Genomic DNA, 10,370 nt, shown 5'->3' with positions numbered 1-10,370 from the left:
CGGAGACGAAGTCGATGTCGATAGGGCAGCCGACGCGGCCCGAGCTGCCTTCCCTAAATGGTCAAGCACGAGCCGCACGGAGCGTGCTGACGTGCTGGCCAAGCTGGCCGACCGACTTGAGGCACGAGCTGACGAGATCGCCGGCCTGATCTGCGATGAGGTCGGCACCCCGCTGCGCACCGCCCAACGGATTCAGGCGAGCCTCCCGGTCACGGTGTTGCGCAGCTACGTGGACCTGCTGTCGGCGGGCGACGAGCCGGAACGTATCGCGAACACGATGGTGCTGCGGGAGCCACTCGGAGTGGTGGCAGCTATCGCGCCGTGGAACTATCCACTGCACCAGGTGGTCGCCAAACTTGCACCGGCGCTGGCGGCGGGCTGCACCGTGGTGGTGAAACCGAGCGAAGTCGCACCGCTCACGACCAGCATCCTGCTCGACGAGCTCGATCGGCTCGACCTTCCACCGGGCACCGTCAACCTCGTCAACGGAAGGGGTCACGAGGTCGGTGCGGCTCTCGCAGCACACCCCGAGATCGACGGAGTCTCGTTCACCGGATCGGTTCGCGGTGGGACTGCCGTGTCGATGGCCGCCGCCCCGACGGTCAAGCGCGTCACCCTCGAACTCGGCGGCAAGTCGGCCAACGTCGTGCTCGATGACGCCGATCTTGACCTGGCGGTCAAGGTCGGGGTCTCGAACGCGTTCCTCAACGGCGGGCAGACCTGCACCGCATGGACCCGGCTTGTCGTGCCGCGACCTCTCATGAGCCGCGCCCTGGAGCTGGCCGAGCAGTTCGCGGCAGCCTTTGCCCCCGGGGATCCTCGAGCCGCGTCGACGAAGCTCGGTCCGATGGCCAGCGCCTCGCACCGCGACAGCGTGCGCGAGTACATCCAGCGTGGCATCGATGACGGCTCCCTGCTGGTGACCGGCGGGCCCGAAGTACCCACTGGCTTCGAGAGTGGCTTCTACGTCAGGCCGACGGTGTTTGGAGACGTCGACCCGAACGCGGCCATCGCGCAGGAGGAGATCTTCGGGCCGGTGCTGTGCGTGCTCGGGCACGACGGTGACGAGGACGCGATCGAGATTGCGAACAATTCGCGCTTCGGGCTGCATGGAAGTGTCTGGAGCGCCGATCACGATCGAGCGATGGCCGTGGCCCGGGCCATGCGGACGGGGACGGTCGACGTCAATGGCGCGTCCTACAACCCGTTGGCGCCATTCGGTGGGTACAAGCAATCCGGCAACGGGCGCGAGATGGGCCGGTACGGCCTCGAGGAGTTCGAGGAAGTCAAGTCCATCCAGGTGAAGGAGACATTCTGATGGTGAAGGCACTCGTCGCGTTCGAGGTCGGCGTGCCGCCGGAGGTTGTGGAGGTGACACTGCCGGAGCTCGGTGCGGGGGATGTCCGTGTCCGCATCGAGGCAGCCGGTGTCTGTCACTCTGACCTGTCGATGGTCAACGGGACGATCACGCCGAAGTTCCCGGTGGTGCTCGGGCACGAGGCCGCCGGCGTCGTCATCGAGGTAGGCCAGGCGGTCGATGATGTCGAGGTCGGCGGCCGGGTCGTGCTCAACTGGGCGGCGCCGTGCCGGTCGTGCTGGTTCTGCCTACACGCTGAGCCGTGGTTGTGTCGGGTCGTCGAGGGCGCGGTGAGCAAACCGGGTGGTGTGTTGGAGGACGGCACGCCCGTTCACGTCGCGCTGGGAACCGGCGCCTTCGCAGAGGAAGCGATCGTCCCGCGGTCCGGTGTGGTCCCGCTTCCCGCCGTCGTCGGTTTCGATGTCGGGGCCGTTATGGGGTGTGCGGTGCTGACCGGTATGGGCGCGGTGCGGAACACAGCCGACGTTCGCTCGGGTGAGAGCGTGGTCGTCCTCGGAGTCGGCGGTATCGGGCTCTCAGCCATCGCGGGAGCTCGGTTGGCGGGTGCCTCTCGCATCATCGCCGTCGATGTCAACGAGTCGAAGGAGGCGTTCGCCCGTGACCTCGGAGCCACCGACTTCCTCCTGTTCGAGGAGAAGCTTCCGAAGGCCGTCCGCGCACTGACTGACGGGCGCGGCGCGGACCACGCCTTTGAGTGTGTCGGCAAGCCGGCAACCATCCGCGCGGCATGGGGAAGTGTGCGACGCGGGGGACAATGCACGGTCGTCGGGGTCGGTCGGGTCACCGACGAAGTGACCTTCAACGCCATGGAGATCTACCATTTCGCGCGGACGCTCACCAGCTCGGTCTTCGGTTCGTGCGATGCGGAGCGGGACATCCCGATCATAGCGGCCCATGCTGCTTCCGGATCAGTGGATCTTTCGCGTCTGATCAGTGACCGGACCCACCTGCAGGGCGTGGTCGAGGCGTTTGCTCGGATGGAGTCCGGTCAGGGTGTTCGCACGCTGGTGACTCCGCAGGGCTGACCCAACCCCGCGTTGTCGCCGCGAGACGAGTCTCGCCTCCGGCCGGCCGACTGGACCGCTCAGCTGTCACTCGGCGGCTGGTGGTTCGCTGGGCAACCACATCTGGGTCGAGCAGCGCCTGCAGTCGATGGTGGCCGGCTGGACGGGTTGGGCGCAGAGCCATTTCTTGAGGGTTGGTGGAACCGTTCGATGCTCCTATGTTCGTCAAGTGGCCCCCTGAAGGGTGGCTTGTGGAGGCGGCGGAGTTCGTGCTCGAAGGTGTTTCGGCCGGGCCTGCTGGCGAACCTCGTGTGGAGACCCTGCCGTTGTCGGTGAACGTTGAGGCTGGGATTCCGGCCTTCATGACGGCACCTCCCGCTTGCGGGGGAAGTCGGACGGCCAGGTCTGGTTCGGCAGGGGCATCGAAGCGGACGTAGGAGGACTTGGACCGCTTCTTGGGTTCAGGGGTGACGAGGCCGACCCAGGTGAGGGTTCGGGCGATCGTTGCCCTGGAGACGGTCGCTGAATGGTGGTGTTCGAGGTGCCAGGCGCTGGTGTGGGGTCCGGCGCTCAGGCCAGCCGTCGACAGCCGCTGCCGCAGGTCCACGATCAGATCGACGACCGCTGGCAGGATGGCGTTCGGTGAGGTCCTCGGGGGTCGAGATCCCGGTTCGAAGCGGCATCACCCTCGGCTCGGAAGTGGGCGACTAGCCGTGAGACCAAGGCTTGAGAAGCCGTAGGTGCGGACGACCTCCGGCTTGGGTGCGGCCCTCGAGAACGACGGCGGTGCTGGCCAGCTTGGCTTTAAACGCCCCAAGTGGCGACGACGAGGCCACCCGAACCGGACTGGAACCAGAGCTGCTGCTCAGTGCAGGTGGCCTCAGGTGCGTAGGTAGCGTCGGCTACCGGCCCAAGAACCGTGGTTCGCGCTTCTGAAGGAACGCATCGAGTCCCTCGCGCATGTCGTGTGATTGCGCGTTGAGTTCACACGCATCGATCTCCATCCGCAGAGCGACGTCCAACGGTGCTTGGACGGAGTCGTTGACCAGTCGCTTGGTCAAGCGGATCGACAGGGGGGACTTCGTCCCCATGCGGTGCATCAAGTCGTCGACGTAGGACTCCAGCTCCGCGGCGTCCACGACGGCGCTTAACAGGTCGGTGTGGGCCAGATCGCGCGCAGGGACCACGTCGCCGGTGAACATCATGCGCTTGGCCAACGACGATCCGACACGACGCGGAAGCCGGATCGACCCACCGGCACCCGGGATGAGGCCGTAGTTGGCGTGGCCATCACCGAAGGACGCGGCTGCCGATGCCACCACCAAATCGCAGCACAGCACCAGCTCGAGACCTCCGGCCACAGCGATGCCCTGCACCGCGGCGACGACGGGCTTGGGGAACTCCTCGAGTGCGTTGAACGTCCGGCCGACGCGATGAAGGAACCCCTGCTGACGAGAACTGAGACCGCGCGGTGTGGGCTCGTCGTCGGAGTTCAGCGACTGCACCAACCGGAGGTCGGAACCGGCGCAGAAGGCACGGCCGCGAGCGGCCACGACGACCCCGTGGACGCTGTCGTCCGCCTTCGCATCAGCCAGAGCAGCGTCCATCGCATCGAGCATCTCCGGGTTGAGTGCGTTCAGGACGTCGGGCCGGTTCAGCCAGACCCACAGGGCCGTGCCTCTCCGCTCGACCTCGATCGGCTCGCCGTGCTCCGTCGGGATGGTGTCATTCATGGTGGTGCCTTTCTCGGGTTTCCCCTGCGTCAGATCTTGCGATCGAGGTCCTGCCAGAAGGCGTCGCGGATTTCGCGCTTCAGGATCTTGCCGGTGCCACTGCGGGGAAGGTGGTCCCACTCCACGATCCGTTTCGGCGCCTTGACGCCCCCGAGCTTACTGCGGAGGTGTCGCGACAGCGCGTTGATATCGAGATCGGAGTCTGGGGTCGTTTCGATGACCGCGGTCACGCTCTCGCCCCATCGCTCATCGGGGATTCCGACGACGGCGCAGTCCATGATTCCGGGGTAGCCCCAGATCTGCTGCTCGACCTCTTGGGGGTAGACGTTGAAGCCCCCGGAGATGATCATGTCCTTCTTGCGGTCGACGAGATACACATAGCCGTCAGGGGCGATGTACCCGATATCACCGGTGTGGTGCCACCCGTGCGCCGACGCTAAGGTGGTCTGCTCCGGGTCCTCGAAGTATCCCTTCATGACGACGTCGCCTCGGATGACGATCTCGCCAGGGGTGTCTGGCTGGAGCAGGTTGCCTTCGTCGTCCATGATGGCGATCCGCGTGTATGGAGCCTCGGTGCCGACGCTGAACATCCGTCGGGACAGGGACTCGTCGTTGATCGCCTCGACGTACTGCGGCGGGGTCATGAAGGCTGCCGTGACCGGTGCCTCGGTCTGCGAGTAGTTGTTACAGAGCACGGGACCGAAGGTCTCGATCGCTTCACGTGCCTTGGTAGCGGACAGCGGGGCGGCTCCCATGATGAGGTATCGCAACGATGAGTAGTCGAAGGAACGGACGTCTGGGTGGTCGAGCATCCCGTACAGCAGGGTCGGAGGAAGAAAGAGCGTCGTGACTTGATGCTCCTCGATGGACCGGAGCACGTCGCCGGGGTCTGTGCTGCGGTGCATCACAATCGTGCCGCCACGGGGAATGAGTGTTCCGGCGAAGTAGCCGGCTCCATGGGTCAGTGGGGCGACGGCGAGTGTCACGGGTGCGACGTCGTATGGCATCAGTGCATCGAAGTTGGCGATGCCGGCGGAGAAGCTCGCATTCGTGAGCATGACCCCCTTCGGCCGCCCCGACGTTCCGCTGGTCGTGGGTATCGACACAACATCCCCGGGGCCTCTGGCATGGCGGCGTTGCCGGGGAGTCTCGGGCGATGGCAGCCAGGAGTCCAGCGATGGGTGGGACCCGGCTGATCGGTCGACGCAGACGGCCTGCTTCAGCGACGGGACTTCCGCGATGATGCGATCGGCCTGGTCGGCCAGTGTGCTGTCGAAGAACAGGAATCGAATCCGCATCCGTTTCAGGATGTCAATGTTCTCGTCGAGGCCGTTGCGGATGTTGACCGGCAGCCACGGAGAGCCTGACCTGATGACGCCCCACTGGCAGATGTAGGCTATGGCCGAGTTGGGAGCCATGGTGGCGACTGCGTCGTCCTTGCCCAGGCCGGCCAACAGGAGTCCATCGGCGACGCGGTGGGTGAGGTCGGCGGCCTCCTGGAAGGTGATGCGTTGCGCTTCGTCGACCAGGAAGTCACGGTTCGGGAACCGCGCGACGCCCTTGTCGAAGTAGTCGATGTACGGAAGCATGCGTCTCTCTCGTTCGTGTGTGTGGTGGGCCGGCTCCGCTCGTGGCGCAGCCGGCCCACCAACCATCGTGATGTCAGTGGGGGGCGAGTTCTGTCACCGCGAGCCGGGTGTCGAGAAGCGATCCGCAAACGGGTGAGTAGAACTGTTCCACCGTGACGCTGATGAACCCGTCTCCGCCCCGCACCTGGGTCCCGTTGTCGGAGAGCCAACCTTCGGCTTCATCCTGCTTGACGATGGCATCTTCTCGCCAGTCGTCCTTCTCGCTGATGACTGCACCGGAGGCTGGGCAGATCCACGCCCCGTCGCGGCGCACCGGCGCCGAACTGACGCCGGCTTCGCCGTTTGCGATCTGCGGTTCGCGCCCGATTCGATCACGTCGGATACTGGTGCGTCGCTCCGCCGTTGCGCCGTGGTCGACCGCACCGGTGGAGCCCAGCTCGACGCCATAGGTCTGTGAAGCGATCGTGGCGGCGAGGTATCCGTCGTGGACGTCCTTCGCGACCTTCTCGGGGTCGCGCAGGAGTGGATCGCCGAATCCGCCGCCACCGGCGATCCACTGGTGGAAGACCTCTCCGGAGGAGAGCTTCAGCCCGGAAGCGTTCAGCGCGGGAATGTCACGGGACTCGAACAACACCGTGCCCTTTGTCACCGCCGCTTTCGAGTTCCGAAGGCTTTCGACATTGGTGCCGCGCAGGATTGCATGGCCGCTGCCGCCCGCCGGCAGTCCGCCACCATGCCCTTCGGCTGGGATCCGAGCGATGGGGGCGAAGACCGTCTGCACGGCCTCGTCGACACCGTGCAAGGTCCATGCGAAGTCGAGGCCCATGCCGCCGCGGAACTGTCCGTGCCCAGCAGTGGTCGGCCCGACCTCCCGCCATAGGTACAGAATGGGGTAAAGCATCTCGTTCATCTCGACATCGGGAAGAACGTTGTTGATCTGGGTCATCAGCCCGGCGCAGTCGACGCCGTCCCCGGTTGGTTGTGCGCCTGCGCCGGATCCGCTGCCGTCCATGTTGAAGAAGACGAAGTACTCGCCGTCTGCCCCGACGCCGGCGGCGATGCCACCGGTCCAGGAGTCGGCCCACTGGCCCTGGGTGCGCTGCTGGATCACGGCGTCCTCGCTGCGCATGCACGCCTGGCTGAAAAGCTTGGCGACGACCCGGCTGACGCGGGACCCGGTCGTCAGATGCCCGTTGCTGACAGGCGCCGGGGACTCAGGATTAACAATGGAGCCGCGCGGCGCAAGGACTGTGAATGCGCTCATCACGCCTTCATTGAAGGGAACGTCCCACGCGAGCACTGGAACGATGACGGCCGCGATGGCGCCCATCAATGCGCCGTAGCTGCAGTTTACGAACCCGTCGGTCTGCGGCGCCGATCCCTCGAAGTCTAAGGTGACGCTGTCGCCCTCGACGATCATGGCGCAGGCGATCTCGAAGGCGCCGTCTCGGTGGCCGTTGTGTTCGGTGAAGTCCGATGTGCGGTAGACGCCGTCGGGGATCGCCGTGATCCGTGTGCGCACCAGACGCTCGGCCAGCTCGAAGTTTAGCGCGGTGTATCGCGTGAACTCGTCCAATCCGAACTCGTTGATGGTCTCCACCAGTCTGCGGATGCCGGTGTTGTTGCTGGCGACCAGGCTTCGTACATCGTTCCAGTAGAGCTTCGGTACTCGTACGTTGTTCAAGATGGTGCGCTTGACCGACTCGACCGGCTCGCCGCGGTCGTAGATCTTCACCCCTGGAGGCATGCGGATCGCTTCGCTGAAGCAGTCGGTCGCCGCTGGGGCGAAGCCCCCCGGGTTCATGCCCCCGACATCGACCAGATGTGCCTGGGAGTGAGCCCAGCCGACGTGCTTGGCTCCGATGAAGATCGGGGAGATGACCGTCGTGTCGGGAGCGTGGCTGGCTCCCGAGGAGTGCGGGTCGTTGCAGATGAAGGCGTCACCGGGGGACAACGGCTCGCCTTCGATGGCCTCCATGAGGAGCTTGACGGCCATGCTCCCGGTGCCGATATGCATCTGCACGAAGTCGGAGTAGGCGTAGATGCGCCCCTCGGCGTCGAACAGGGCGGTGTTGAAGTCGCCTCCCTCGGTGATCACAGGTGATCCGGAGGAGCGAATCATGGCGATCCCCATCTCTTCCACGATCGAGTCCAGGCGCATCCGGATGACCTCCAGGGTCACCGGGTCGTAGCCGGCGGGGATTTTGGCGTCGCTCATGCGCTTGCTCCTTCGAGCTCGAGTTCGGCGACGATCGCTTCCGGAGCGGAGCAATCGTCAAGGGTGATGAGGAGGTCTCCGGTGTCGATTACTCGCACGGTGGCGTCCCGGGGGATGTAGATGGTGGTGTCGGGCTCCTCAATGATCAGTGGGCCGCGGACGTTCTCGGTGCTGGTGAAGCCGCGATAGGCGTTCACCACGCAAGGCGAGGCTGCATTGGGCTCGAGAATGGTGCGCTCCCGGGTTGGAGCGACCTTCTGTCCCGTGCCGTCGTTGGTCGTCGACACCTGGATCTCGCTGCGGCCGACGGCCCGTACTCGCACGTTGACCACCACGATGTCGACCTCCGTCCACGCCGTGCCGGCGCCGAACTCCTTCTCATAGTCGCGAACGAAGGCCTCGCGGAGGCGGGGCTTGGCCTCCTCGTCGAACTCGCCGTCGTCGAGGTGCGTGGTCACCTCGAAGATCTGGCCGGCGAACTTCACATCGGCCTCGCGGTACACCTCCCGGCGCTCCTGCGGAGTCCCTTCCGCGTCGAACCACTGCTGAGCTGTCGCCTCGAGCTCGGCGAATTCGGCCTCGAGTGCTGACGCTGGCATGTCGACCGACCACGGGGTGGTCTTCACGCTCGAGAACACGGAGTCGGCGTGCATGAGCCCGTAGGCGGAGAACACCGCAGCACTGCGCGGTACGACAATCTCTCGCACCCCGGCCTCTCGGGCCAGCGGAGCCGCGAACAGGCCACAGGCGCCCCCGAAGGCGACCAAGGTGAACTCACGCGGGTCGTGGCCCCGGTTGACGGTGATCCGGCGGAGGGCGTTCGACATCTGCGAGGTCGCGAGCCGGTATACCCCTTGTGCTGCCTCGGCGGCCGAGAGCCCGAGTTCGATGCCGACGTGCTCGATGAGTGACTTTTCGGCCAGGGTCTGGTCCAACGACACGGATCCACCCAGGTAGTAGTCCGGGTCGATGAGCCCTAGGACGACGGCGGCATCGGTGACGGCCGGCCTCGACCCACCGTTGCTGTAGCAGGCTGGCCCCGGGTTCGAGCCCGCACTGTGCGGGCCGACGCGGAGCAGTCCGCGCCCGTCGACCCAGGCCAGGCTGCCGCCACCGGCGCCGATCGTCTCGATGTCGACCGCGGTCAGGCTGGTCGGGAACCCGCCGACCTCGGCGCGGGGAAGCAGACGGAGCTCGCCGTCAACGATAGCGGCGGCATCGAGGCTGGTGCCGCCCATATCAGCGGTCAGAATCCTGCTGCGCTGGAGGGTCTGGCCCAGGATCTTCGCTCCCGTGACTCCGCCGACCGGGCCGGAGTTGAACATCGAGATGGGGGCTTTGGACGTCTCCTGGACCGAGAGGAACCCACCGTGCACCTGCATGATCTGAACTGGCACCTGGAGTCCGTCCTCACGAAGCCGATCCGCGAGTTGGGCGAAGTGGTCCGCGACCAGGGGCTTGACCGCGGCATCGAGGACGGTGGTCACCGTACGCTCGTACTCGCGGTACACGGGAGTCAGTGAGCTGGACAGTGAGAAGGGGATCCCCGGATGATTCTCGGCCAGGAAAGCGCCCACTGCTTGTTCATGGACTGGGTTGCGAAATGACCAGAGTAGGCACACGGCGATGGCTTCCGCCCCGGCATTGACGGCCTGCTGGACTACGTCGGCGAGCTCCTCGTCCTGCAGAGGAGTGAGCACCTGCCCGACGGAGTCGATTCGCTCGTCGAGTTCCAAGATCATGTCGCGTCGGACGATCTCGGCTGCAGGGGCCATGGCGTGCGGGTCGCGCTCGTTGGTGCGAGCCGAGCGGGCGATTCGAAGCGTGTCGCGGAAACCCTTGGTGACGATGAGCGCCACCTTCGAGTACTTCTGCTCGTCCACCGCATTCGTCACGATGGTGTTGCCCAGGACGAACCGCTCCACGGTCGGCAGGAGCGTCGTCGTCGTGAGGTCCAGGCGTTCGCTGAGGACGTCCAGAGCGGCGAGGATGCCGGTTGTGACGTCTTTCGTGGAGAAGGCCTTGGCTCGGAAGGGGACGCCGTCGCGTACTGCGACTGCGTCAGTGAAGGTCCCGCCGACATCGATACCGACATGGGTCGTCATGAGTTCTCCTTGGAGCGCAAGTTCTGCCAAACGGTTGTTTGAACTACAAGGATAAGTGTGACACAGGTCATGGTGTGGCGCAAGGGGTGGGTGTATATTCGCGCGGGTAGGTTCGTGCCCTGGCGCGCTTTCCGGCGTTGAGAGGTGCGTGCCGCGAATCGATCCCACGTCGGCGGTTCCGACTTTCGCGGCTCGTTCCGGTCGGTCAGTCCCGTCCCGATTCTGGTGCTGAACCGGCTGCGTCTCCACTCTGAGTCACTTACGTAGCAGCTGCGCACCACAGTGCAATATCGAGCCGGTGCCTGCAGCGTCGGGGCATCTGCACCGGCCACCGCGAGTGAAC

6 protein-coding genes are annotated in these 10,370 nt (G+C 65.4%); 2 read left to right on the top strand and 4 right to left on the bottom strand.

Annotation, left to right across the window (positions count from 1 at the left end):
- Window positions 1–1,318: aldehyde dehydrogenase family protein (locus FH975_RS15405; RefSeq protein WP_162322078.1), on the top strand; the 1,318-nt coding region annotated here is incomplete at its 5' end.
- Window positions 1,318–2,403 (top strand): zinc-binding dehydrogenase, encoded by a 1,086-nt coding sequence (locus tag FH975_RS15400; protein WP_162322077.1) that lies wholly within the window; start codon window positions 1,318–1,320, stop codon window positions 2,401–2,403. The genes FH975_RS15405 and FH975_RS15400, both read left to right, overlap by 1 nt.
- An 881-nt stretch (window positions 2,404–3,284) precedes the next feature.
- On the opposite strand, the gene FH975_RS15395 is transcribed toward FH975_RS15400, so the two are convergent.
- From FH975_RS15395 to FH975_RS15380, 4 genes are all read right to left on the bottom strand, one after another.
- A complete protein-coding gene (locus tag FH975_RS15395) occupies window positions 3,285–4,115 on the bottom strand; it encodes an enoyl-CoA hydratase/isomerase family protein (protein WP_162322076.1) in 831 nt (276 codons plus the stop codon).
- Window positions 4,116–4,144: 29 nt separating this feature from the next.
- On the bottom strand, window positions 4,145–5,704 hold the full coding sequence (locus tag FH975_RS15390) for a class I adenylate-forming enzyme family protein (RefSeq protein ID WP_162322075.1): 1,560 nt from the start codon (window positions 5,702–5,704) through the stop codon (window positions 4,145–4,147).
- Window positions 5,705–5,777: 73 nt separating this feature from the next.
- Window positions 5,778–7,922 carry a hydantoinase B/oxoprolinase family protein gene (locus tag FH975_RS15385; RefSeq protein WP_162322074.1) on the bottom strand — a complete coding sequence of 715 codons (2,145 nt, stop codon included), beginning with the start codon at window positions 7,920–7,922 and terminating at the stop codon, window positions 5,778–5,780.
- Window positions 7,919–10,027 (bottom strand): hydantoinase/oxoprolinase family protein, encoded by a 2,109-nt coding sequence (locus FH975_RS15380; protein ID WP_162322073.1) that lies wholly within the window; start codon window positions 10,025–10,027, stop codon window positions 7,919–7,921. The genes FH975_RS15385 and FH975_RS15380 overlap by 4 nt, the downstream gene beginning before the upstream one ends.
- Between the last annotated feature and the right edge of the window lie 343 nt (window positions 10,028–10,370).

The organism is Nesterenkonia haasae (assembly GCF_010119385.1).
Classification (GTDB): Bacteria; Actinomycetota; Actinomycetes; order Actinomycetales; family Micrococcaceae; genus Nesterenkonia; species Nesterenkonia haasae.
The sequence above is the reverse complement of the archived record's forward strand: the minus strand, read 5'-3'. Positions and strand labels throughout refer to the sequence as shown.

What these genes read in the sequence shown, in the direction of transcription:
- FH975_RS15400 (WP_162322077.1), top strand. Translation starts at nt 1,318, where the DNA reads ATGGTGAAGGCACTCGTCGCGTTCGAGGTCGGCGTGCCGCCGGAGGTT.
- FH975_RS15395 (WP_162322076.1), bottom strand. Translation starts at nt 4,115, where the DNA reads ATGAATGACACCATCCCGACGGAGCACGGCGAGCCGATCGAGGTCGAG.
- FH975_RS15390 (WP_162322075.1), bottom strand. Translation starts at nt 5,704, where the DNA reads ATGCTTCCGTACATCGACTACTTCGACAAGGGCGTCGCGCGGTTCCCG.
- FH975_RS15385 (WP_162322074.1), bottom strand. Translation starts at nt 7,922, where the DNA reads ATGAGCGACGCCAAAATCCCCGCCGGCTACGACCCGGTGACCCTGGAG.
- FH975_RS15380 (WP_162322073.1), bottom strand. Translation starts at nt 10,027, where the DNA reads ATGACGACCCATGTCGGTATCGATGTCGGCGGGACCTTCACTGACGCA.